Source organism: Acidithiobacillus sp. TH-A67, from assembly GCF_057473545.1.
Map to the genome: position 1 here is coordinate 24,632 of NZ_JBYCKU010000003.1, position 24,586 is coordinate 49,217.

General features: G+C 59.6%; 22 protein-coding genes. 8 read left to right on the plus strand and 14 right to left on the minus strand.

Features of this window, described 5'->3' with window-relative positions; genetic code table 11:
* Positions 1-94: 94 nt before the first annotated feature.
* From AC2VNM_RS00335 to secB, 13 genes are all read right to left on the minus strand, one after another.
* A complete protein-coding gene (locus AC2VNM_RS00335) occupies positions 95-937 on the minus strand; it encodes a ferritin-like domain-containing protein (RefSeq protein WP_483165810.1) in 843 nt (280 codons plus the stop codon).
* Positions 934-1,977, minus strand: a complete 1,044-nt coding sequence (locus AC2VNM_RS00340) for a lysylphosphatidylglycerol synthase domain-containing protein (protein ID WP_483165811.1) — start codon at positions 1,975-1,977, stop codon at positions 934-936. The genes AC2VNM_RS00335 and AC2VNM_RS00340 overlap by 4 nt, the downstream gene beginning before the upstream one ends.
* A complete protein-coding gene (locus AC2VNM_RS00345) occupies positions 1,964-4,660 on the minus strand; it encodes an MMPL family transporter (protein ID WP_486912683.1) in 2,697 nt (898 codons plus the stop codon). The genes AC2VNM_RS00340 and AC2VNM_RS00345 overlap by 14 nt, the downstream gene beginning before the upstream one ends.
* Positions 4,641-5,510: a hopanoid biosynthesis-associated protein HpnK gene (gene hpnK / locus AC2VNM_RS00350; RefSeq protein ID WP_486912684.1), complete on the minus strand. Its 870-nt coding sequence runs from the start codon at positions 5,508-5,510 to the stop codon at positions 4,641-4,643. Before hpnK ends, AC2VNM_RS00345 begins: the two co-directional genes overlap by 20 nt.
* A gap of 2 nt (positions 5,511-5,512) precedes the next feature.
* A complete protein-coding gene (gene hpnJ / locus AC2VNM_RS00355; RefSeq protein ID WP_483165814.1) occupies positions 5,513-6,940 on the minus strand; it encodes a hopanoid biosynthesis associated radical SAM protein HpnJ in 1,428 nt (475 codons plus the stop codon).
* Entirely contained in the window at positions 6,937-9,066 is a 2,130-nt protein-coding gene (gene hpnA, locus AC2VNM_RS00360; RefSeq protein ID WP_486912685.1) for a hopanoid-associated sugar epimerase, read from the minus strand. The genes hpnJ and hpnA overlap by 4 nt, the downstream gene beginning before the upstream one ends.
* Positions 9,054-9,782, minus strand: a complete 729-nt coding sequence (locus tag AC2VNM_RS00365; protein ID WP_483165817.1) for a phosphorylase family protein — start codon at positions 9,780-9,782, stop codon at positions 9,054-9,056. Before AC2VNM_RS00365 ends, hpnA begins: the two co-directional genes overlap by 13 nt.
* Positions 9,740-11,662, minus strand: coding sequence for a squalene--hopene cyclase (gene shc / locus AC2VNM_RS00370; RefSeq protein ID WP_483165818.1), 1,923 nt, complete (start codon positions 11,660-11,662; stop codon positions 9,740-9,742). The genes AC2VNM_RS00365 and shc overlap by 43 nt, the downstream gene beginning before the upstream one ends.
* Complete coding sequence (locus AC2VNM_RS00375) at positions 11,656-12,720, minus strand: phytoene/squalene synthase family protein (protein WP_483165819.1); 1,065 nt, start codon at positions 12,718-12,720, stop codon at positions 11,656-11,658. The genes shc and AC2VNM_RS00375 overlap by 7 nt, the downstream gene beginning before the upstream one ends.
* Positions 12,721-12,800: 80 nt before the next feature.
* Positions 12,801-14,207, minus strand: coding sequence for a sigma-54-dependent transcriptional regulator (locus tag AC2VNM_RS00380; protein WP_483165820.1), 1,407 nt, complete (start codon positions 14,205-14,207; stop codon positions 12,801-12,803).
* Complete coding sequence (locus tag AC2VNM_RS00385) at positions 14,200-15,654, minus strand: sensor histidine kinase (RefSeq protein ID WP_483165821.1); 1,455 nt, start codon at positions 15,652-15,654, stop codon at positions 14,200-14,202. The genes AC2VNM_RS00380 and AC2VNM_RS00385 overlap by 8 nt, the downstream gene beginning before the upstream one ends.
* A gap of 8 nt (positions 15,655-15,662) precedes the next feature.
* Positions 15,663-16,646 carry an NAD(P)H-dependent glycerol-3-phosphate dehydrogenase gene (locus tag AC2VNM_RS00390; protein ID WP_483165822.1) on the minus strand — a complete coding sequence of 328 codons (984 nt, stop codon included), beginning with the start codon at positions 16,644-16,646 and terminating at the stop codon, positions 15,663-15,665.
* A gap of 7 nt (positions 16,647-16,653) precedes the next feature.
* Positions 16,654-17,103, minus strand: coding sequence for a protein-export chaperone SecB (secB, locus tag AC2VNM_RS00395; RefSeq protein ID WP_483165823.1), 450 nt, complete (start codon positions 17,101-17,103; stop codon positions 16,654-16,656).
* 176 nt (positions 17,104-17,279) lie between these two features.
* Here secB and AC2VNM_RS00400 point away from each other — a divergent pair, with 176 nt between their 5' ends.
* From AC2VNM_RS00400 to AC2VNM_RS00435, 8 genes are read left to right on the plus strand one after another with little or no spacing between them, the layout of a single operon-like run.
* Positions 17,280-17,633 carry a hypothetical protein gene (locus AC2VNM_RS00400; RefSeq protein WP_483165824.1) on the plus strand — a complete coding sequence of 118 codons (354 nt, stop codon included), beginning with the start codon at positions 17,280-17,282 and terminating at the stop codon, positions 17,631-17,633.
* Complete coding sequence (locus AC2VNM_RS00405; protein WP_486912686.1) at positions 17,630-18,511, plus strand: symmetrical bis(5'-nucleosyl)-tetraphosphatase; 882 nt, start codon at positions 17,630-17,632, stop codon at positions 18,509-18,511. The genes AC2VNM_RS00400 and AC2VNM_RS00405 overlap by 4 nt, the downstream gene beginning before the upstream one ends.
* Complete coding sequence (locus AC2VNM_RS00410) at positions 18,504-19,322, plus strand: hypothetical protein (RefSeq protein WP_483165826.1); 819 nt, start codon at positions 18,504-18,506, stop codon at positions 19,320-19,322. The genes AC2VNM_RS00405 and AC2VNM_RS00410 overlap by 8 nt, the downstream gene beginning before the upstream one ends.
* The gene (recQ, locus tag AC2VNM_RS00415) at positions 19,300-20,895 is read left to right on the plus strand and encodes a DNA helicase RecQ (protein ID WP_483165827.1); all 1,596 of its coding nucleotides are present in this window, start codon (positions 19,300-19,302) and stop codon (positions 20,893-20,895) included. Before AC2VNM_RS00410 ends, recQ begins: the two co-directional genes overlap by 23 nt.
* Positions 20,892-21,209 carry an iron donor protein CyaY gene (gene cyaY, locus AC2VNM_RS00420; RefSeq protein WP_215871005.1) on the plus strand — a complete coding sequence of 106 codons (318 nt, stop codon included), beginning with the start codon at positions 20,892-20,894 and terminating at the stop codon, positions 21,207-21,209. The genes recQ and cyaY overlap by 4 nt, the downstream gene beginning before the upstream one ends.
* Before the next feature lie 3 nt (positions 21,210-21,212).
* Positions 21,213-21,671 (plus strand): EVE domain-containing protein, encoded by a 459-nt coding sequence (locus AC2VNM_RS00425; protein WP_483189482.1) that lies wholly within the window; start codon positions 21,213-21,215, stop codon positions 21,669-21,671.
* Positions 21,664-22,338 carry a glutathione S-transferase family protein gene (locus AC2VNM_RS00430; protein WP_486912687.1) on the plus strand — a complete coding sequence of 225 codons (675 nt, stop codon included), beginning with the start codon at positions 21,664-21,666 and terminating at the stop codon, positions 22,336-22,338. The genes AC2VNM_RS00425 and AC2VNM_RS00430 overlap by 8 nt, the downstream gene beginning before the upstream one ends.
* 13 nt (positions 22,339-22,351) lie before the next feature.
* Positions 22,352-22,690: a hypothetical protein gene (locus AC2VNM_RS00435; protein WP_483165830.1), complete on the plus strand. Its 339-nt coding sequence runs from the start codon at positions 22,352-22,354 to the stop codon at positions 22,688-22,690.
* Positions 22,691-22,709: 19 nt separating this feature from the next.
* Here the strand turns inward: AC2VNM_RS00435 and AC2VNM_RS00440 are convergent.
* The coding region (locus tag AC2VNM_RS00440) for a dynamin family protein (protein WP_486912688.1) at positions 22,710-24,586 on the minus strand (1,877 nt) is incomplete at its 5' end.

Here is a 24,586-nt window from a genome sequence, read left to right on the forward strand (position 1 = left end):
GCTTACTCCTTTCCTCGGGGTTTTATGCCCGGGCAATAGAATTCATGTACCAAGTATAACATACCGTAGCGTATGTTACCCAAGCACCTTTTCGTTACGCCGTTTTTCTGCGCGATAGAAAGAAAAACAGAAAATTGGCGATGCGCGGAGCCAACTTGGGGCGCAGCAAACGCGCGTCATACGGGGCAAAGCGTCGCTCGTTTTCGCTGCGGCAGAGAGCAAGGAGCTTGGTGAGACTCATGTCCTGACTGACTTGCTCATGCCCAGTCATCGTAAAGTTTTCCTCTCCCCCATTACCCATCCCGCGCGCCGTCTGGATGCGCGCCCAGGCCTGCAGAGCGATTACTTGGAGGCGTCGAAATTCCAGCTGAATCTTCTTCCACCAGGGCAGTTGCTGACGGTACCAATGTAACCAGTTGATAAAGAAAATAATATGCCGCGCTTCCTCTTGCATGATCGGGTCAAAAATCTGTACCAACGCCTCCGGGAAAAAGCCCGAATCGCGCGCTGCCGCAAAGAGACCAAAGGCGAAATAAGAGTCGAGACATTCCCCATAACCGGTAAAGAGGAATTCCCAATACGGATCACGAATGGGTGGTGGGGTCGGCATGGGCGGAATCGCAATGCCGTAGTGATTCACCAACGCCTGCAAGAGTTCGGCGTGCCGGCGCTCCTCGAAACCGTCCAGGGCAATTGCTGCCTTGACCAGAGGATCCCTCTCGGCGTCGGCCATATGCTGCACCATACGTGCGGTGACACTCTCCGTGGCCACTGCTTCTCCCCAGAACGGCAGGGACTTCAAGCGCTGCTCCGCCGCAGGATCCAGATCAGGCCAGTCGATCCTGGCCGGATCAAAGTCGATGTGGGTAGCGCGAAAAAACTCACAAAACAGTTCCCGATGACTTTTCGCGCCCATCTCTCCCATCACTACGCTCATGCGCCCTCCTCTTGAGACCTTGTCTTCCTAACCATTTTTTTTCGCAAGCCTTGGCCCTCCCAAACATACCAGGAAATCAGCAAAGGTAGTCCGAGAGCCAATTCACGGAAACGACGCAGGAGCGAATAGGCCAGGGCCAGCTCCGGTCCAACGCCAACGACTGCGCCAAAGAGTACGAACCCCCCTTCCTGAACGCCCAGCGCTGAGGGCATGAAGAATGCCACACTTCTCAGGGCTTGCCCCAAACTCTCCAGAAGTACGGCAGCAGACACGGGAATGGGACGATGCAGGAGCAAGAAACTCAGCCAGACTTCGCCAGCACCGGCAAAGAGCCCTGCCAGTTGCCAGAAGTTTGCCCAGAGCAATGTCCAGCGCCGTCGATAAATCAGCAGAATCTCTGCGTCCAGTTGCCGCGGATCGCCAATCAGGACCGAAAAATCGCGGCCGCCACTTACGCGACCCAACACTGTATGTAACATATGAAAGAGGCCGACACGACCCTGCAACCAGAACAACAAAGCCAAGACCGGCAAGGCCCCGAGCATAGCGTAGAAGATCTCCCATAGCAACTTCACGCCGCCCGCCCGATCCAGTAGAAGGACGACACCGAGGAGGACAAATAAAAACTGACTGAGCAAGGTCAGACTGACCTCTACCACCACGCTGGCCGCTGCCTGCACCAGCGAAACACCCATACGTGCCAGTAGGCGGATACCGACAAATTCGCCGCCCACACGGGCAACGGGCAGCAGGCCATTGACGGCCTCGCGCAGTAGGGCCAGCCAAGTCAACCTAGGCAAGGCCGGGCGCCCGGGCACCGAGGCAAGGAGCCAGCGCCAACTCATCGCATCCAAAGCAATCACCAAGGCATGGGCGGGCAACAGCAGCCAGATCAGCCAGGAGCTTTGCTGCAATATGGAAAATATTCCCCGTGCTCCCTCGTGCCAGACCAGCCAGACGGTGAACAGGAGCCCGAGGGAAAGTAGTGCGGCGCTGCCTATGCCCCGGTGAGAGAAAGAGGAAAGATCAGCTGCCCTCATCCTGCGCGATTCCTTCCTCACGCGGTGAGGGGGTAAAGAGGAGCAAAAGTGCTGGCAGCACGACCAGAATGCAGAGCAGGACCACCGCGAGCGCGATACTCAGGGCGTCTCCCAGGCTCGCCATACCCGGGTCGACGGACAGCGCCATACTACCAAAGGCACTAAGGGTAGTGAGGCCACTGAAAAATACCGCCATGGGCGTGCACGTTTGCAACAGATGTGCAGCATCGACCCCACTGCGCCAGCGCAACACGATATAGATGCCAAATGCCACCCCTAGACCTACGAGGAGCGGCAAGACGATGATATTGCCGAGATTGAAACTGACACCCAATAGTGACATTGCGGCCACTGTAAACAGCGCTGCCAACAGCAAAGGCAGAACGATCAGCAACATGTCGCGGTAGCGGCGCAGCGACAGCAAAAGCAGTAGGGCGATACCCGCAATGGCGATGTAGGTCGCCTCCTGAAAGGCGCCCAATACCGCCTCTCCCCCTTGCACCAACATCACCGGCGCGCCAACGGCACGCGGCTCCGCCTGCAGCACCGTGGAGACAAATTGCAGCATCTTCTGATTATTGGTCAGATCCGCCTTGGGAAAGACTTCTACCCGCGCCTGCCCATCAGCGGCGAGGTAGCGACTGCGTAAGTCCGCCGGCAAATTGTCGATGCTTACCCGCGAGGCCAGGAGCGCCTCGCCCAACTGATGCAGTTCGCCTGGCAAGGTGCCAAGCAGAGAGGTCTGCAGCGACGCCAGCGCCTGAGGATTCTGCGCATTTACAGCCAGGAAGCGCCCCAGTGCGTTCGCTAGCTTGCCGGCCGCCCGTCCTTGCGCGCCCTCGTCCTTGGCGGCCAATTCCTGCAACTTCTCTTGTAGCTTCTCCATTTTCTGCGCCGTATCCGATGCGGGCGGCGTCAAACTGGCAGGCATCAGCAGCGAGAATGGTGGTACGAGGATCTGCAGGTTGTTGAGAATAGCGAGTTTTGGCCCCTGGTCTTGCGGGATATAGTCAGCAATGGTCAACGCCCGGGCAACCGTCGGCACCTTTTCCAGTCGCTTGGCGATGGCTTGTGCCTCATCCAGATTTTTTGCGAGAACCTCGATGCGATAGGGTGCCGTATCCGGATTGGCAAGCAATTCCTCAAAAACCTTTACCCCCTCCGCGTTCTGATCGATCATGTGTAGCGGATTGAAGTCAAAGCGAACCTGCAGCGCCGCTGGTATTGCAGCGACCGCAAGCACGGCAACCACTGCGAGTATCAGCCAGGCGTAGCGGTGAATGGGATGCCGCGCCAGGGTAGGCACCCGATGAAAGTGGGGAAAATCTACGTGTTTCCGCGCCGTTGCCGAGACCCGCCAGAGGGTGAGAAAGGCCGGCAGCAGGGTAAGGGTGAGGAATAGACCAATCAACATGCTGGCACCGGAAACCAGCCCCAGATCGACAATGCCAGCATAACTGGTAGGAACAAAGGCGAAAAAACTGATGGCTGCCGCGACTGCTGCAAGTGACAGGGCTGCGCCCAGACCGCGGGAAACGCGCTTCATGGCCTCTTCGTGGCTCGCACCGTTGAAGAGCTCCTCGCGAAAGCGCAGGCTGAACTGGATACCAAAATCGACACCCAACCCAATGAATAAAATGGCAAAAGACACAGAAATCAGGTTGAACGGACCAATCACCAGCAATGCCCAGGCGGTAGTGAGAACGATACCCGCGATGAGATTGACGAGCACCCCGACGACCAGACGGGTGCTGCGCAACGCAATGATGAGAAGCAGGATCTCCAGGCCGAAAGTGATGGCCAGGGAGGTAAACGCCCCTTCGCTGACGGTTTTCAGTTGCTCTGCATCCAGTACTGCCTGGCCGGTGATCCCCACCTTCAGTCCATGCGCTGCGTCGATGTGCAAGGTCTCCAGACCCTTGCGCAAGAACTGGATGGAGGCCTCGGCTGGCTGCAGACTGCCATAATTCAGGATTGGCTCGATAATGACAAAGCGCTGCTGGGGTCCTAGATGTCCCAAACCGCCACCCATCAACTTGGCCCAATTAATCTGCTGCGGATGCCCGGTCAGCTGCGCATCGATACTTTGCGCAAAGGCATCATATACGGGTACGAGACCTTGAATATCGACGTTGCCGTGCAGACTCTGCTGCGCTGCCTCTATAAGCAGATCACTCATACCTGCCAGACTGGGGTTGGCAGAAAGGCTGGCAATCAATGGCTGCGCCGCCGTGATCCGCTGCGCAAACTCCCGCACCTGCTGTTCGGACAGATATAACAAGCCATTCTGGGCAAAGAATTTGCCACCGCCCGGAACATAAACACTGCGGAAATATTTGGGATGCGCTTCCAGCCAGCTTTGTAGACGCCCAACAGCGTTCGCCGTCGCGCTCGCGTCTTTTCCCTGCAGAACGACGACGATACTGTCGCGATCCTGGGGAAAGACCTTTTGGTAGGCGATTTCACGTTTCTGAAACGGCAGATCACGAGACAACACATCGCTGGTGTTGGTATTCATCGCGAAATGGGTGGCAATGTAGGCGAGCGACGCCAAGAGCAGGAGGACAAAAAAGAGAAAAACCGCTTTGGCATGGCGGACCGAGAAGGCCATGAGCATACAAATGCGGCGCATGTACCACTCGCCAAAGCGCGCGAGAAAGCGCTCAGCCGCAGGCGAAATCATGATAGGTTCCGGTACGAATACCCTGGGCGCGCAGATTTGCCGCGAGTTCTGGCGCACAGAGCGCCCGCCACTCTGCCGCGGGCCGATAGTCTGGCATCAGTTGCCGCAGTTGCGCGGTCTGTTCCTGCGCGGGGTGAAAATACAGCTCCGTCACCTGCCCTGCCGGAGCCACGGCGAGGGCACGCTGCAGTCGGTTAGCGTCCATCTGTCCAGTGGACTGCAGTCCCAGCAAGAGATCGTTGCAGAAGAGCCCTTGCGAGCGGATGACGCGCCGCATACGCGCAACCCAGGGCAGCAATAACCGCGCGCCCAATGCGGCGCTACCCGTCACTGGCGCCAGCTGCCGCGCCAGTGCCAACGGCTCCCGCGGAATGCGTACTGCACGCAAGGCAAAGCGCTTGCCAATTTCGATGAGTAGGTGCAACACAGTAGGATGGGCGTGCAAGTGCTTGTGCGCGTTCACATGATCGAGACGCAGACCGCTGTCGGCAAAGGCCGCGTATTGAGCGGCGATTTCGGCAGCGAGCTGGCGCCGCACCTGCGGCAGAAAAAAATAGCGCACGCCGCGACGCCAGAGGTCTGCGGCAAAACGACCATGGGCATCGACCAGATCAGGAACCTGCGCCGCAGGCAATACCGGATAACCATCCACCAGAGTCAAATGCAAACCAACTCCAAGATCAGGCAGATTCCGCGCAAGCTGTATGGCCTCAGAAGCCGCCGCGGCCGAGACCATCAAACTTGCGCTATTGAGCACCCCGTGTTGATGCGCAGACGCAACTGCGGCATTTACGGAAGTATCCAGGCCGAAATCATCTGCATTGAAAATGACTTTTCGTTCGGTCGCCACACTCAGCCATGCCGCTGACGAAGAAAGCGCACAAACTCCACCCCCTCCCGCAGGCGACGTTTCATCATTTGCGAACTACGCAGCATCTCTCCGGTAATTTCTGCGATCTTGCCCGCACGGAAGTAGAATTTCTTGTACATCACCTCAACGGAATCAAAAATTTCGGTGTGATTGAGGTGGGGATAACTCATGGGACTGATCTGCACACCCCGGTCGTTGACCAGATGCGCCTCATCCTCTTCGGTAAGCCAGCCCTGTTCCTTGGCTTGGTTATAGAGGTAGGTGCCGGGGTACGGTGCCGCCAGGGAAACCTGGATGGTATGCGGATTGATTTCCTTGGCAAACTGGATGGTTTGCTGAATCGTCTCTTTGGTTTCGCCAGGCAATCCCAAAATGAAAGTGCCATGAATGGCGATGCCGAGTTTGTGGCAGTCGGCGGTGAACTTACGCGCCGCCTCTACCTTCAGGCCTTTCTTGATGTTGTTGAGAATCTGCTGGTTGCCCGACTCATAGCCGACCAGCAGCAGGCGCAGGCCATTATCGCGCAGCACCTTGAGGGTGTCGTAGGGGACGTTGGCCTTGGCGTTGCAGGACCAGGTGACGCCGAGCTTGCCGAGGCCACGGGCGATCTCCTCCGCACGCGGACGATCGTCGGTAAAGGTATCGTCATCGAAAAAGACTTCCTGCACCTGCGGGAAGGCCTTCTGGATGTACTTTACTTCCTCGATGACACTGGCGGCACTGCGGGTGCGGTAGCGATGACCACCGACCGTCTGCGGCCAAAGGCAGAAGGTGCACTGGGAGCGACAGCCACGCCCGGTGTAAAAAGAGATGTAGGGGTGCTTCAGGTAGCCGATGAAGTAGTCTTCGATGTGCAGGTCGCGCTTGTATACTTCTGAAACGAAGGGCAAGGCATCCATATCCTCGATCATGGCGCGATCGGGAGTACGCACCAGCAACCCATTACTGTCGCGGTAGTTGATACCGTCCACTTCCGCTAGCGGACGCCCCTCGGCGATCTCCTTCAGCGTATAATCGAACTCTTCCCGCGCTACGAAATCGATGGCTGGCGATGCCTGCAGGGACTCCTCGGGCTCCACTGCGACCTTGGCACCAACCAAGCCGATCATCATCTTGGGGTAATGCGCCTTAAGCATTTCCGCCATGCGGACGTCGGAAGGAAAGGAAGGAGTACTGGTGTGAATGATGCATAACTCGTAGCTGGCAGCAATGCGCAAGGTCTCATCCACGGTAATATCGGCCGGCGGGGCGTCGAGCAAACGACTGCCGGGAATCATGGCTGCCGGCTGGGCCAGCCAGGTGGGAAACCAGAAAGAGCGAATTTCGCGCTTGGCCTGGTAGCGGGAGCCCGCTCCCCCATCAAACCCTTCAAAGGAAGGCGCCTGCAGGAACAAGGTTTTCATGGTCATCGCTGTACTCCGTCATGCATTTGCCCGTGGGCATCGATGGAAAAATTGCGACCTCGCCAGCGTACCTTTCCGGCGATTTGCGCGTGCGCCCAGATCCACAGACCCAGGATGTCCGCCAACAACACCGCCATCGCCGACAACGGCGATCGCAATTTTCGTCCAATCCGCCAATGGTACACGAGGCGCAGGCACGCGACCAGCGCCACCGTACTCCAGGCCCATCCCTGCCAAAATGCGGCAGCCATCAGTACCAGAGGAAGCGGATAGGTCAAAAATGAAAAGGTATGCCCCCAGGGTTGCACGGCGCGGGTAGTGCGCGCCCAACGCAGGGCATGGGCGTAGAAGGCTGCGAATCCGTCTTCTGCCACCAGCGTCTCGACCACGTAGTTGCTCAACGCGCTGCGGTAACCCAAGGCCCGTATCCTGGCTCCCAGGGCATAGTCATCAGCCAATTCATTGGCGAGGGCGGCACAACCACCCAGCGCATCGAAGGACTCGCGGCGCACGGCAATCGTTGCACCACCGCAATAAATATTAGGCCCGAGCGCTGCGGCAAGGCGCACCGACGGCAAAAAATGCTCTTGGATCTGCACGGCCAAAAGCTGCGAGGAAAAACCGGAAATGGGACGCGCCCGATAGAGACAGCTGACCACTCCCACCTCGGGCACGGTCAGCTCCCGCACCAGACACGCCAGATAGCCCGGTCCGACGCGAATGTCCGCGTCGGCCAATACCAAAACCGGATAGCTCGCCTGGGCAATGATACCCGCCAGATTATTGACCTTGGGGTTACTGCCCAGTGTCGTTGTGTGTTGCACAACCCGCAAAGCCGGTTGTCTCCGGAATCCATCAAGGAGCGGCAAAACAGGATCGACAGAATCCTGAACCCCGCAAATCATCTCGAAACGAGGATAGTGCTGCGTCAGAAAACTCTGCAGGTTGGCGGACAGCTCCGGCTCAACACCGTGCAAGGGCTTGATGATACTGACCCCAAATGCGTCCGGTGATGAAAGCGGCCCTGCGTCCTCGGGTAACTGCGGACGCCAAGTCTCCATCTGCCACCAGGCGAGGGCCCAGTAGATACAGGAAACGCCAGCGATTGCAGCAAAAAAGTACGCAGCGATCAGCACGAGGTCAGAAATAGCGATGCTCGGCAAACCAGGCCACGGCATCGCGCAAGGCCTCCTCGCCGGGCGATGGGTATAGCCAAGCTGCTGTTCGGCTTTGCGCGAGTCGAAATACATGCGATGTGCGGCCATACGCAACTCATCCGTACTGACCAGCGGCAAGCCGCGGCTACGCCAGCGCACCCAGGCCTCGGAGCCCCAGGCTATCGGGTACAACAGGCGACGCGGCAGACGCAGGCGCGGCGAGGGTCGCCCGGTCAAGCCGCTGATGCGGGTGAGGATGGCCTGCAGCGACAGATTGTCACCCCCGAGAATATAGCGTTCGCCCGGCTTCCCCTGCTGCAAGGCAAGCCAATGCCCCAGCGCCACATCATCCACATGCACGACGTTGAGACCGGTATCGACATAAGCGGGCATACGCCCGGCTGCCGCCTCGAGCACCATGCGCCCGGTCGGCGTCGGCTTGCGATCCTCGGGACCGATGGGAGTGGAGGGATTGACGATGACGATCGGCGCGCCCTCCTCACGACACAAGGCGCGCACCCGCTCCTCAGCGAGAAACTTGCTGCGTTTGTAGTGACCGATCATGTCTGCCAGAGTGGATGGAGTTTCTTCATCGCTCGGTTGCCCATCGTCGCGCAGGCCCAGCACCGCGACGCTGCTGGTGTAGACGATACGTTCCACACCGGCATCCAGGGCGGCGCGCAGCAACGCCTCGGTCCCAGCGACATTGGCCTGATACATGGGTTCGGGATCCGGCACCCAGAGGCGATAATCCGCGGCTACATGGAAGACCCAACGGCAGCCCGCCACCGCCTGCTGCAGGCTGGCCGGATCACAGAGATCGCCCTCCACCCGTTCGGCGTCCGGCAAATTTTTCCACGCGCTGTCATCCGCGCCGGCGCGAGCCAGAACGCGCACCGGGACTCCCTCCAGGGTCAAGCGCCGCAATACTGCTGCACCCACAAAACCAGAGGCGCCGGTAATCAGTGCCCGCATCGCAATTCTCCACTTTCCCATTCGCTGCGCAGTTGCCGCAGGGTGGCAGCGGCCCGCTGCATTTGTCCGCCGAGCCTAAGCAGCCGCGGCAGATCCTGCGGGCGACGCAGCAGCAGCCAAAGAAACCCGGGCAAACGCGGACTACCGACGGCATCGACGCCGAAGCGCACGGCGTCGGGCACGACAGCATCGATACTGTCGACGATGACGCGCAAGGCGAGAAAGGGACGCCCCTCGGCCTTTGCCAGTGCGGCCAGCGCGCCGCTCTCCATATCCACGGCGAGCGCCTGCTGGGCATAGACCGCTTTGCTTTGCCGATCGACCAGCATCTGGGCAAGCGACAGCAAGCTCTCCCGCCGTGCCTGCGGATGCCGGGCGAGAAAATGACTTGCCAAAACTTCATCCGCAGAGTACGCGTCCTCCCGCCAGAGAACTTGCCGGGGAATACAAAGATCACCCGCTTGCAAGTCCCCCCGCAAGGCGCCGGCGGTGCCTACACTCAGCAGGGCCTCGGCTCCCGCTGCCAGGAGCGCTCGACCCGCCTCTGCTGCGGCCTCGGGTCCCATCCCGGAAAGAACGGCAAGATGCCCATCCGTGCAGGAGTGCACCTTACCCATGGGCGAGGCTGGCAGCCCCAATGCCTTGGCCTCGACCGCGAGGGCGACGACCAGACCTAGACGCCGGCCTGCAGGTTTTGATAGCGGCTGAGAGCCCATAAAGGGAAATACAGTTTGTACCCGTGGTAGGTAATGTAGAAAACTCGCGGGAAGCCAGGGGCGTTGACCCAGGGATCATGCCATTCGCCATCTTCACTCTGCTGTTCCTGCAGCCATTGGATGCCGCGCCGCAGGGCCTCGCTGTTGCTGTCACCCGCCGCCATCAGGGCCAGACAGGCCCAGGCCGTGTGGGCAGCCGTCGACGCTTGCCCCTGGCCGGCAAGTCCAGGATCGAAATAGGAGTCGTTGCTCTCGCCCCAACCTCCGTCCGCCTGCTGCACGCTCCGCAACCAATCCGCGGCCCGTTGCATGGCGGGCTGCAGGGCGCTGTACCGCAACTCGGAAAACGCTAGGAGCACCGACCAGGTGCCATAGATGTAATTGGTGCCCCAGCGACCAAACCAGGAGCCATTGGCCTCCTGTTGCGCCAACAAGTAGTGCACGAGCCGTTCGATGGCCGGGCGGTCCTGGGGACGAGCGAGGGCAGCAAGAAAGGTCAATACCCGCCCACTGACATCGGCCGTCGGCGGGTCCAGCAGCGCTTTGTGATCGGCAAAAGGAATCTGATTCAGATAGTAGTGGGTATTATCGACATCATAGGCGCCAAAACCGCCATTGCGTGACTGCATACCCACCAGCCAGTCTGCGGCCCGTTCCAACGCCGGTCGGTCTTCCGGCCGGCCAGCCAGGAGCAAGGTCCAGGCCACCGCTGCCGTATCGTCCAGGTCCGGATAATAAGAGTTTTCGTACTGAAAAGCCCAACCACCGCCTGGCAGATCTGGGCGACTGAACTGCCAGTCTCCCGGAGCATCGGTGATCTGCCGGTCGAGGAGCCAGCGCATGGCAGCCAAGGCATTTTCGTCAGGCTCGGGCGCGATCTCGAGCAAGGCGCGCAACCCCCAGCAGGTGTCCCAGACCGGCGAGACGCAGGGCTGGCAGTATGCCTCATGGACGCGTTCGACGAGCAGGTTACGTAAGGCCTGCCGCGTCTGTTGTCGGTAGGGATGGTCTTCCGCATATCCCAGCAGGGCGAGAGCCTCGTGGGCGTTGACCATGGCGGGGAATATACCGTTCACCCCATGCACTCCATTCAGGCGCACGGTAAACCAGGCCTCGGCGCGACGGATGGCAGCTCGACGCAGAACACCGGGAATAAATGGCTCGACTGCCCGCCCAAGACGATCTCCGGCGAGAAACACCCGAGCAACAATACCTTTGCGCGCACAGGCAAAATAGTCGCGGATTGCGAATGGCGCCTCGCGAAAAAGTTCCGCGATACCGATACCCGTGGGATTCTTCGCCTGCGCCTTGAGACTGCAAAGGATGAAGAGGGGCACCATGACCGTGCGCGACCACGATGCCACCTTGTAGATGTGCATCGGAAACCAGCGGGGAAAGAGCAGGATTTCCACGGGGATGAAGGGGACGGCACGCCAAGGTACCTGACGGAACAAGGCCAGGGTGATGCGCGTGAAGACATTGGCGCGCTCTGCCCCCCCGTGCGCGAGAATGGCCGCCCGGGCCCGACGCATATGCGGCGCCTCGGGGGCGTCTCCGGCAAGCTTGAGGGCATAGTAGGCCTTTACCGAGGCACTCATGTCGAAGCCCCCACCATAATACAGGGGCCAACCGCCATGCTCTGCCTGGTGCCGCCGCAGATACACCGCAATCTTGCGCTGCAAGGGGACGTCGATTTCGTCCATATAGTGCATCATCAGGATATATTCGGCGGGAATGGTGCAGTCTGCTTCGAATTCGAAGCACCAGTGCCCATCTTCCGCCTGCCGCCGGCGTAGTGCGGCGAGCGCAGCTGCAATCGTTCTTTCCAGGGGCGCGTACAACTGCCGCGTCACTCCGTAGCGGGCGCTGGGCATCAGCATGACTGCCCCTGCGGCAGACGCTTGACGGCCACCCGGAAGGTCAGATCCAGCAAGGGATCGAAGCGATGCAGCAGACGCGACAGCAAGACGACATTGCGCACAGTATCCCGGCTGATCTTGACCTCGTCGCTACTACAAAAGCTGGGGTTTTCCGCAATGCGGCGCAAGGTCAACACTGCCATGGCGATAGCCCAGAGACAAAAATCCCGCATCCCGGTCTGCTCGGCAGGGATCTGTAGGGTAAAGGTCAGGGCGTTGCGCAGGTGCTGCGCTGCCAACGCGATCATTTCCATCAACAAGGCGGTGAATCCGGGATGGCTCATACCTGGGTGCAATTGCCCCGGCGCCAGACCGTGGGCGCGGAGGCGGTCCTGGGGCAACCAGAGCACTCCCCGTCCCCAATCCGTCCACAGGTCTTTCAGAATATTGGTCATCTGCAGGCCCTGGCCAAACGATACCGCGAGCACCGGTAGATCCGCGCCGCCGGCAAGCATCCGCGGCTCCTCCTCCACGAACAGGGTGGTGAGCATCTCGCCGACGACACCGGCAACCACATAGCAATAGTGGTCCATGTCGGCCTGATCCCGCAGACCGTCACGCGAGGCCCGACGTTGGAATTCCGCCATCCCCTCACCCATGATTTCGACACAGCGAATGAGAGCACTTTGCTGCACGGAGTTGAAGGAATGGGTCAACGACACGACCGAGAGAGTATTGGCAATCAGGTCATGTTCGCCCTCGGGCATCTCTGCTGCCATCACCCGGGCAAAACCGCTGGCAAACTCCTCTACCGGTGTCTCCTTGCGCAAGACCGCAAGGAAAACCTTTTGCCAGTGCGCCTTGGCCTCCCAGTCAAGCCGCGGATCATCCTCGATGGTGTCCGCAATACGGCAGAGCAGGTAGCCGTTGCCTACCGTCTCCTGCAATCTAGCCGGCAGACGCGGAATGGTCAGGGCAAAGGTTCGCGAAACGCGCTGCAGGCTCGCTGTCTGATAGCGCAGGGCGGCTTCCCGATCAGTGATTCCTGGGGCCAGCTCTAGGGCAATATTATCGGTCATTCTACGTCCATGCCGAAGGAATTAAGGCGGGACTGTAAACGCCCCGAGCCGCCCGCGCAAGTTTCCACAGTCGAAACAGCTCAGAGCTCCTCATTCGCCAGGCCATACTTGCGGATACGGTAGCGCAGCGTCTCGCGCGTGGTACCCAGAATACGTGCCGCCTGGGTGACGTTGTGATCGGTGGATTGCAAGACCCGGGCGAGGATCTCCCGCTCCATGCTGTCGAGATCCATACTGCCATCGATGGGCAGGACGATCTGCTGCCGATCATCCAGGGGGCAGTTGCCCGCTGCCGGACAATGTCCTGCAGCGCTCATTCCTGGCAGTTGCAGCCATTCCAGGGGTAGCTCCTCTCCTTCCGAAAACAGTACGCCGCGTTCAACCACATTGCGCAGCTCCCGGACGTTGCCCGGCCAATCATAGGCCTCCAGGGCCGCCCAGACCGCTGGGCTGATGTGACGTACCCGCTTGCCGGCATGCACGTTAAACTCCGCCACGAAATGCGGCACGAGCTCCTGCAGATCTTCCTTGCGCTCGCGCAGGACAGGCAAAGCGAGGCGTACGACACTGAGACGATGGTAGAGATCGGCCCGGAAACGTCCCTCCGCCACCAGCGCATCGAGATCCCGGTTACTGGCGGCCAGAAAACGGACATCCACCTGAATGCTGCGATCGGCGCCCAGACGCCGCAAACTGCGGTCCTCTATTACCTTGAGCAGTTTGGCCTGCAGATCGAGATCCATCTCGGAAATTTCATCGAGAAATAGGCTCCCACCATTCGCCTGCTCCACCAAGCCGCGATGACGCGAGGTAGCGCCGGTGAATGCCCCAGCCTCATAGCCGAAGAGTTCGGACTCGAGAAGTTCGCGCGGCAAGGCAGCGCAGTTGATCTCTACCATCGGCCCCTCGCGCCGTAATCCGCTGTAGTGCAGGATGCGTGCTGCCAGGCCCTTGCCGGTACCCGTCTCCCCCGAAATGATCAGACCACTATAGGGAACCTGCGCCAGACGCTGGAGAATCTCGCGCACCCGCTGCGCCGCCATGCTCGTTCCCAGAAAGGCGGAAGGACCATAGCGGCGGCTATGCTGGCTGGTGTCGTCCGCCACCCGCCGCTGCGCCCGAGCGGCGCGCCCGGCAGAGCGCACCACCATGGCCAGACGTTCCATCTCGCAGGGTTTCTCGAGAAAGTCGTAGGCCCCGAGCCGGAGGGCACGCACGGAATCCGGAACGCTACCGTAGGCGGTCAAAAAGATCCACTCGCCCTGCAGACCCTTCTCGCGGGAGCGGTCGAGCAAATCCAGACTATTGCCGTCCGGCAGGTTGAGGTCGGCCAGGGTGACCATGGGATTGAGATCGTCGTTGAGCAACTGTTCGGCATCTGCCAGGCGCTCTGCCCAGAATACCTGCCAGCCCTCCTTCTCGAAGTAGCGGCGCATTTCCCGCCCAAGGAAGATCTCGTCTTCGATGATCAGCAGGGGATCAGCCACGGGAATTCTCCTCTACTTGAGTGGGGCAAGGAATCAGCAGGGTAACCTCAGCGCCACCCAGGGGTCGATTGGCAAGCTGCACCTCTCCTCCCAGGCTGCGCACGAATCGCCGCACCATGGCCAGTCCCAGGCCGGTGCCATGCTCGCGGGCACTGGCAAAGGGGCGAATGCCGTCGCGCAGAAGATTGGCTGGAAACCCCGGTCCATCGTCGCCCACTACCAAGCGAATACGGCCGCCCTCGGCGCGGGACAGCGCCACCGTGATTTCCCCAGCCTGGGCATCGAGGGCCTGACGGGCATTGAGCACCAGATTGAGCAATGCTTGCCGGAACTGGTCCACCGGCAGCAGGCACCCACCCAGATCCGGCGCGACGTCCAGCCGTAAGCGGATTTGCAGCGGTAACTGGTACTGTAAGAGATTCAACAGTGCCTCCACAACCTCGCCGGGCTGCACCCATTGCGCAGACTCCCCTGCCTGCCGGGCACCGCGCAGCTGTTGATCGAGGAGGCGGCTGACCCGCCGCAGTTCCTCTTCCATCAGCGCCAGCCTGGCATCCAGCTCGGGATCGTGGATTTCCCGACGAATATTGGCACAGCCAACCTGCAGTCCAGCCAGTGGATTGCGCAGTTCATGGGCAAAAGCAGCGGCTGCCTCGCCCACCGCTGCCATGCGCTCGGAACGGGTCATTGCCGCCTGCTGTGCCATCAGAGTGCTGGCTGCCTCGTGCACCTCCTGTTGCAGGTCTTGCAGATAGCGGCGGCGTTGCCGTTCCAGCTCTTCCAGGCGTCCCACCATCTGGTTATAAAAGTGCAGCAGAGGAACAATGCCTGGGTCCGCGTGCCCCTCTCCCACCCGTTGGAAGCTGCCCAACTCCAGGGAGCCCATTGCCGCCTGCAAGCGTCGCAACGGACTCAAGATGCGGGTACGGAAAAAGATCAGGGTGACGATGACGAAGATCATGAAAGCGATCAGGGCAATTACCGAGCCGATCAGGGTGTAGCGCGAGTCATGACCGGCGGCAAGCACCAAGCCCCGCCCATGCAGATGGGCGGCGAGGTTCCAGGCACTGAGATTGGCAAAGACCTGGGGCAAATCGGCAGGATCTCCGCGCGCCGACAATGCCTGCAACTGTTTCAGTTGCGCTCCGCCACCTTGGGCGGCAAAGCCAGGGGGCAAATCCTGCAACTCACGGGCCAGTACCTGCATGGCGGCCTGGGCTCCGTGTTGGCGCCATGCCAGACTGCAGTTGCGGTTGATTTCGCCAATGCGGATCATGTTCGCCGTGTAGGTTTTCAGTTTTGCCAGATCTTGATTGGTGTGCACCAGCAGCACCCCCAGCAGCAACAACGCAAAGACCACGAATTGGACCAGCAGAATGCCAATGGTGCGGAAGGGCGCAAAAGGAATCCGTCGTTGCAGATCCGAACCGCCGGGCAAGCGCAACATGGCCAATTTCAGTTGGCCTCACCCTGCCCGCGTTGCATCAGGGCGCGGGAAGCCTCTGCGGCGGAGCGACCCGCGTGGAGGACACGATATACTTCGGTGACGATGGGCATCTCGATCCCCCGTGCCAGCGCCAGATGATACAGAGCATGACTGCTGCGCCATCCTTCTACCTCTTCGCCGAGCTCCTGCAGCACCCGCGCGGGTGATTTTCCGGCACCAATGCCTAGCCCCAGCCGCCGATTCCGGGAAAGGTCACTGCTCGCCGTAAGAATCAGATCACCCGCGCCAGCCAGCCCAAAAAAGGTATCGGCCTGACCGCCCAGCGCCACCCCCAGGCGCAGCAATTCCGCCAGTCCACGAGTAATCAACGCGGCGCGGGCGCTATCTCCGTTTCCCAACCCATCGGAAATTCCGGCAGCGATGGCGAGGACGTTTTTGATGGCGCCAGCCAGACAGACACCGGCAACATCTGAGCTTGGGTAGATGCGCAACTGCTCGGAGCGCCATGCCGGTACCCAGGTATCCAGGTAGCGGGAGGAATGACTGGCCAGAGTGATGGCGAGCGGCCTTCCACAAGCCAGATCACTGGCAAAGCTGGGGCCGGAGAGAGCCCCCCAGGACCATTCTGGAATTTCCTGGGCGAAGACCTCATCCAGACGGGCCTGACTGTCGCGCTCCAATCCCTTGCTCGCCAGCGTCAGCGCGACATCCCTTGGCAGCGCGGGCCGCAGCCTGCGCAAGGTATCACGTACAGCATGGCTGGGAACGGCAATCACCAGTTCCCGACTACCCTGCACGGCCTTCTGCCAATCGTGGGTAAGGAGCAGATTCTCAGGCCGAGGAATCTGCGGAAAATAGGGCAGGCTGGTGGAGCCGGAAGCCGAAGCATCCAGTGATCGACCCCATAGGCGCACCTGGCCACCGCGACGCGCCAGGGTAACGGCGAGGGCCGTGCCCCAATGACCGGCCCCAAGCACCGTTCGTACTGCCATATCTGGATTACTGGGTGGTGTGCTGGCTTTGTTCGAGCTGCGCCTGCTGATAGAGCGCCTCGAAATTCACCGGATGCAGATGCAGCGGCTGGAACCCCCCACGTCCAACTAAGTCTGCCACCGCCTCACGGGCATAGGGGAAAAGGATGGTCGGGCAATGTACGGCAAGGAGGATGGCTTGATGCTCTGCCGGGATGTTCTGCATGCGGAACAGTCCGCCCTGCTGAACCTCGACAGCAAAATAGGTGCTGTCCGCACTCTTGGCATTCACCGTAACCGTCAACACTACTTCGACCAGATCCGTCGATCCGGGCACTTCATGGGTTTCCGTGTTCAGGCCAACATCCACGGAAGGCGCCTCCGCCATGGTAAAGCTTTGTGGCGCGTTCGGCGACTCAAAAGAAAGGTCCTTCACGTAAATCCGCTCGATCATGAATACTGGTTCTTGCTCTGCCATATTTGCCGCCATCGGTATTGCCCTTTGTGATTCAGAAAAACAATGGCGCCAGTGTACCTACTCCGGCGGCAAATCGCCACGTCGCCGCGAGTGTAGCAAATGTTTGCTACACTCAAGGAAACAGCAGGGATGCGAAGATCTTTCCATGCCCTCGCCCGCAACGGAGGATCGCAGCCATGCAACGACCCGAAAACGCAATGCGATGGACGGTTCTGATCCGTTCTGCCGCCGGCAGCGAGGGCAACCCGGTATTGCATGCCTTGCGAACCGCCATTGCCGCTCTTGCCGACGACATTCAAGTCAAAGTTTTCTTCCTAGAGGCGGCGGTTGAGGTCTTGCGTTCGGGGGTTCGGGCTGCGCATGCAGTGCATCACGATCTGCTGGCAGAGATTCGCGAGCTCGGCGGCGAAATCTATGCCATAGTCTTGCCCAACGATGCGGGGGACCCCTTCCTGCCAGGCGTAAAGATTGGCAATATGGCGACTCTCGTGCGCAGCATGAAAAGCAGCGATCAGGTGATCAGTTTTTGAATAACGATTTTATCGACGCCCCAAACGGGACCTATGCAATCGGCGATGTGCAGGGCTGTTTTTCTGCATTGGAGCAGCTGTTGTCGCAGGTTGGCAGTTATGACTGTCTGTGGCTTGCTGGCGATCTCCTCAATCGCGGCCCACAGAGCCGCGCGACGCTTGCTTGGGCCTATGCGCAGCAGGACGGGATCCGCCTGGTCCTGGGCAACCACGACCTCTATGCCATCAGCCGCTGGGCTGGAATCGCCAAAGCCAAGAAGAGCGACACCCTGGCCGCCCTCCTCACTGACCGCAGGGCTGACGACTATTTTCACTGGCTCCGTCAACAGCCGCTGTTTTATAGCGATGGTAAACTGCCCTGGAATCTGGTCCACGCCGCCGTCGATGCCGAATGGAGTCCGGCAGATGCAGCCGGCCATGCCGAAGAAGTCCAGCATGCCCTCTGCGGCAAGAACTGGAAGCGCTTTTTGAGAGGACTTTGGGAAAGCGAGGCACCGCGGCGCTGGGCTGACTGCCGCAACGAGGCGGATGCCCAGCGCTTTCGCGTTGCCGTCTTCACCCGAGCGCGCTGGGTGCGTGAAGATGGTCTTTACTCCTGGACCAATGAGGCGCCGGATAACAGTTACCTTCCCTGGCATGGGCGCTACTTTGCGCGACAGCCCGAGGGACAATTCGTCTGCGGGCACTGGGCCACCCAAGGTTTGCTGGTCCAAGAGCGTCTGCTGGCCCTAGACAGTGGCTGCGTGTGGGGGCGCCAGCTCAGCGCGGCACGCATCGATCGAGATCCCGCCCGCATCGTCCAAATCCAGTGTAAAGACCTGTCCACGATCCCAGTCCCATCCTTCAGCGTACAATTGGAGACTATCCGCCATGCCTGAAGCTCTCTTTAGCGCCACTCGAGTGGGGGTGGGTCAAGTGTTTTCCGGTGCCGGTAAGATCCTGCGCACCCACTTCTGGGGTCTCTCCCTCAATCTCCTGCTCCTCGGCCTGATCGCACTCTTCGGTTTTGTACTCCTCGGCATTGCTGCGCAGCAGGCCGCCGCCCTGCGCATCCTTTGGACGATCCTCGAGAGCCTGTGGACGAATGTGCTGCTGATCGGCTTTTTTCGTGCTATCGCCCTGGCCAGTGCCGGCCGCCCCTATGAAGCGCTGGCACCCTTCTGGAGCCTACGCGAGCGCGATGCCTGGCTTCTCGCCTTGCCACCTGCCATCATCAACGTGCTGTTATTGCAGTCTTCGGGCTATCTTGCGCTGCAGGGACACAACGACCCTGCAATGGCCCTCACCATCCTGCAGCGCCCGGCATTCTGGGTCACGCTGGTGGTTTCCTTTCTCGTTGGTACGTTTTTTCAGTATACCTATGCGCTCTACGCAGCCTACGGTCTGGGTACGCGTGATGCTTTGCGCAGCGCGAGCCGCTTGCTTGGGGATCGTCTCGGTTGGCTGTTTTTTCCGCTACTGGTGGGATTGGTGTTGGCAGGTATCGCCCTGTTCCTTGCCATGATTTTCTCGGCCCTGGCGGGGCTGCTCATCGGCACGAGCATTCTCCACAACCCCGCCTTTGCCGGCACCCTCACCCTGATTTTCCTGCTATTTCTCTTCCCCGCTCTCATCTGGGCCAGCAGTTGCACCCTGCTCGCCGCTGCCAACCTCGTCCGCGGTACCCGTGATACCCAGTTCGTCCCCTGATCCCGCCCTGGCGCAAGCGCAGAAAATCCTACGCGAGACCTTTGGTCACCGGGAATTCCGTCCACCACAGGACGCCATCGTAACGCGGCTGATTGGCGGCGGTGATGCCTTGGTACTGATGCCCACCGGCGGCGGCAAATCGCTCTGCTACCAAATACCGGCGCTGGCGCGACCGGGGACCGCCATTGTCGTCTCGCCCCTCATTGCCCTGATGGATGATCAGGTCCAGACCCTGCAACGACGAGGCATTGCGGCAGCCGCCTTACACTCGGCAGCAAACGATCCGGACGCCATAGAACACCGGCTCCGCGCCGGGGAATTGCGCATCCTCTACTGTGCCCCGGAGCGACTGCTGCAGGAACGCATGCTGCGGCTTCTCCGCGAACTACCCATCAGCCTCTTCGCCATCGATGAGGCCCATTGCGTGGCCCAGTGGGGCCATCATTTCCGCCCAGAATATCGCCAATTGGGACGCCTGCGCGCCTTGTTCCCCGGCGTACCTCGCATTGCCCTGACGGCCACCGCCGACCTTACCAGCCGTGCCGAAATCCAGCAGTCCCTTGCCCTCGGCGACGCCCAGGTATTCGTGCAATCCTTCGACCGGCCCAATATCCGCTACCATATCGAGCAGGGCAGCGGCGGGCGCGAAGCCCTCGCTGAGTTTCTACGGCGGCAGCGCGGTGCTGGCATTGTATATTGCCTGTCCCGTCGTAAGGTCGAGGAAACGGCAAGCTGGTTACAGAGCGTGGGCTATCGCGCGCAGCCCTACCACGCCGGCTTGCCCGCCGAACAGCGCAGTGCCCATCAAATCGCCTTCCTAAGCGGCAAGACCCAGATCATGGTCGCTACCATTGCCTTCGGCATGGGTATCGATAAGGCCGATGTGCGCTTCGTCGCCCATCTCAATCTACCGAAAAGCATCGAGGCCTACTATCAGGAGACCGGGCGCGCTGGCCGCGATGGCAAGCCGGCAGAAGCCTGGTTGCACTATAGCCTGCAGGATCTGCTACTGCTGCGGCAGATGATTCAGCAATCGGGGGCAAGCAGCGAACAGCGACGTGCCGAGGAAGAGCGACTGCAAGCCATGCTGGATCTGACCGAGGAGGTCGGTTGCCGGCGTCAGAAACTGCTGGGCTATTTTGGCGAGAAGCTTGACCACCCCTGCGGTAATTGTGACAACTGCCTGCACGCGCCGCCCCTCTGGGATGCCAGCGAGGCAGCGCAGATGGCCCTCTCGGCGGCGTACCGCAGTGGCCAGCGCTGCGGCGTGCAACACCTCATCGATATTCTCATTGGCCGCGACACGCCACGGGTCCGTCAGGCCCAGCATCATCGCCTGCAGGTCTTTGGCATTGGGCGACGTTTGCCACCGCGCGACTGGCAACAAGTCTTCCGCCATCTGCTGGCGCGCGGCCACCTGCAGCCGCATCCGGAAGGCAGCGGACTCATTCTGCATGCCAGCAGTCGCCCCATTCTGCGCAAGGAACAGCGCATCTGGCTACGTTCGGGAACCGCAAACACTTGCTCCCCAGAGTCGGGCAGGCGATCATGGCGCGAAAGGAGATCACGATGACCCAAAGTTTTGCTGCAGCCGTAGAGGAATGTTTACAAGGGCTTCTCGAGCAAATCGAGGCGCAGGCCCCGGAAGTCGAGGCCGATCTCATCGATAGCGTGCTCTCCCTGCGGCTGCCCGATGACAGCGAAATCATCCTCAATCGGCAAGAAGCCGTCGAACAGATCTGGCTGGCCTGCAGTGACGGCCCAGCGCGCTTCGACCGGAACGCTGCCGGCAGCTGGGTGGATTCCCGCTCGGGGCAGACCCTCCCTGCCTATCTCGGCAGGATTCTCCAGCAACGGCTGGGTCAGCCCGTGGCGCTGGAGTCGTAGCCAATGGCCTACTGGTTGATGAAGACCGAGCCGGAAGCCTTTTCTCTGGATGATTTGGCCGTGCGCGGCGAAGAACCTTGGGACGGCATTCGCAATTATCAGGCACGCAACTTTCTCCGCTCCATGCAGGTTGGCGATGGCATTTTCCTGTATCACTCCCGGGTTCCGGTACCGGGAATCGTGGGCCTGGCCGAAGTGCGCAGCAGTGCCCATCCCGACCCCACCCAATTTGATCCACGCAGCAAATATTTCGACCCAAACTCCCGCCCCGAGCAGCCGCGCTGGGATCTGGTGGATGTTGGCTTTCGTGCCCGCTTTGCCAAGGTAATCTCCCTCGAAGAACTGCGCCAGTGGCCGGCGTTTGCCGACAGCCCCCTGGTACGAAAAGGCAACCGACTGTCCATTCTGCCCATCAGCGAAACGCAATGGGCTGCCGTTCTGGAGCGCGCCGAACTTGTCTGAACCAGTCCTGTATTTTCATTGGTCCGACCCCCAGGCACTCCGCCTGCGCCTACTGCTTGGCGCCAAGGGTTGCAGCTACCAGGCAGAAGCCCGCCCCCTGCAAGATCTGGCAATCGCCTTCGATCTCGGTTTTGCACGATTACCCGTCCTGCAAATTGGCGAGCAGTGCTGGACCGGGGAGCTCAGCGAACTCCCCGCTCTCGATGCTACTCTCGGGGGCGAGTCCCTGTATACCGGTATACTCCAAGCAGCGGAGTGGCAGGCCTTTTGTCAGTGGCGTCAGGATCTCGATGCGCTGCTGCAGCGCTTGTTGCTTCCTGTACAACCAGCCTTTGCCGAGATCTCGGATGATCCCGAAGACTTGGAATATTTTCGCCAGGAAAGCGAACGTCGTTTTGCCCAAAGCCTGGAAGCCCTAGCGAATGACCGCTATGGCGGCTACCAACAACTCGCGCAGCGGGGACGCCTTCCGGCGTTAGCCAAACTGCTTGCCAAACAGCGTTTTTATGTGGGCCGCCTATCCCTGATCGATCTGGTTCTCTGCGCCGATTTGCAGTTGCTTCGACTACTCGATGGCGTCACCTTACCTTTGGATTTACAGTATTATTTTCAGCGTGTTGCCGAAAGCTGTCGAGTCTCGCTCAACAGTGGCATGCGCCCAACCTGACAGGAGTATACCGATGACCTATGCCGAACTGATGGAATTCCTCGACAGCCATGTGAGCTTTTCTCTCCTGCACGGCCAGGATGTGGGCAGCGCTTTGTCGGCTGCAGAAGCCGGCACGCTGGAAGACCCGCTGGCGAGCGAGGTCCTAACGGGTATCTATCACGCCAACGCCTGCAGTGCTCCGGACAGTGAGGTAACCCGCGCAGACTGCTTTTCTGGCCTAGCTGCCTTGCGTCTTCGCAGCCAGGCCGATGACGCGGATGCGCAGCTTTTTCGTCAGGTATTGCAGTTGTCGCAAACCCTGGATCAGGCTTTCGACGAAGAAACTCTGCGCCAGAAAAAGGGTGCGTGAACAACAGCAGCACCCTGCGTCATGCCGCGCCCGCCAGGTCTGGGATGGCTTGAAAATATCGATCCAGTTCGCTCTGTAGCGAGGCCAACTCATCTATTTCGTAGTGAATCCGGGCCTCGCGCAGACGTAGGTCTTCAATTCTCTGCTGAATACTCGCCGATGATTCGGCGATTGCAGTAAGCGCCGTCAGTTTTTCCTGCGCCTGCAAACTGCAACGCTGCAGATGCGAATTCATCAGATCAAAGGTTTCTTCCACCCACTCCAGAAGATCGTTGCGCGTTTCCAGAACGAAGGTACGAACCTGCTTCGCAAGATTGAAAAAGGCCTTGCGTACTACCACTCCCTGAGGATACGCAGCAATTTCCAGACGCTTGCCGAAGCGTTCATAGTAATCTGACAAGGCAAGCAGTTCGGCCCTTCTCGGCAACAAGATATAAGGCAAGGTATCCAGTTTTGGTAGAGCGTAAATTTGCTCCAAAGAACGATACGCATTCGTCATTTTCTCCGATAGTCGATTTGCCCGCGCCAAGGCCTCATCAAATCCGGCAATCGTATTCGCAAAGAACTTCCCAAAACTCTCGTAGATACCATACGTTGTCCAAACCGCAAGCATATCGTGCTTGGCGCGCTCAACGATTTCTTCCAGCCCATCTAGGGATAGCGATTCCAGCAGTTTTCCTTTTTCTTGTGTGTTCACGTCACGCTGCATCCGCAAAAATTGGTCTCGGTCGACCGCCAGATTGTCAATGATCTTTTTTTGCCTGTCGATCAAGACAAGTACCTGTTCTCCCGCTTGCGCTTCCAACCGTCGCATACTCTCCATGTCAGCCGCAACGGCTTCCAGCTGCTCCTCCAAAACGTAACGCTGATCGCTGATCACGCGCTGCAGAATACCTTTTGTCGAGCTAGCGATCTCCTTGCGCTTCTCCGGGATGAGGATATTGCCAATGGCATTCTCCAGATCATCGATGCCGCTGGCCCGGACCCGCTCCTCCTGATTGCGTAAGCGCCCCAGTAGTGCTTCACGAGCAGAAATGGCCACGACCTGTTTCCCATTGAGCTGCAGGCGCTGCGCCGCGGCGTCACACTGCTCCCGAATCTTTTCCGCAAACGACGTAGTTGGCTCTATCTCATCGACGAGGAGGTCACATTTATTGATCACCACCAGCTGTCGCTGGCGGCTGTGAATGGATAGTGATTGCTCCCAGGTTTGCAGATCGCTTTGCGTCACTCCGGTATCCGCGCCCAAAACAAAAATCGATGCATCTGCGCCGCGAGTTGCATCGAGGCCCATATCCGCCTCGCTACCCAGGGAATTCAGTCCAGGCGTATCAATGACGATCAAGCCCGCTGCCAATACGGGATGCGGTACACGCAACAGTGCATAGCGCCAGCGGGAGATCTTTACGCGGCCTTCGCCGCAAGAAGGACAACGGGTAAGTTGTGGACGCGCACTATCCAGCGGTGGGCAAAGCCCGAAGCGCCGCGCCTCTGCAAGAGGGACGCATTGCATTTCCTGAATCTGGTGCAGCGACGCTTGGGTTTTCTCCATATCGGCAAGAGTCAGAGGCATGCGCCGCCATTTCTCCGGTACTTTCTTGAGGTCTTGAATATTGTGATGCATGCTGCTTGCCTGCATCGGTAGGAAATCAATACTGGCATCGCTTGCTGCACAGATTTCCACTGGACACATGGTGGTTTGCCCTACCCCAGAGGGGAGGAAGCGGTATTCTTGGTCATAAAAGAACAGGGCGTTGATCAGCTCGGATTTTCCCCGTGCAAATTCCCCGTAAAAAGAAAGAATAACCCGTTCTTCGCGAATTTCTCGCGCCAGCATTTCCAAGCGCAGCATGGTTCCACTGGGTAACAAATCAAGACGATGCGAAAAAGCAGATA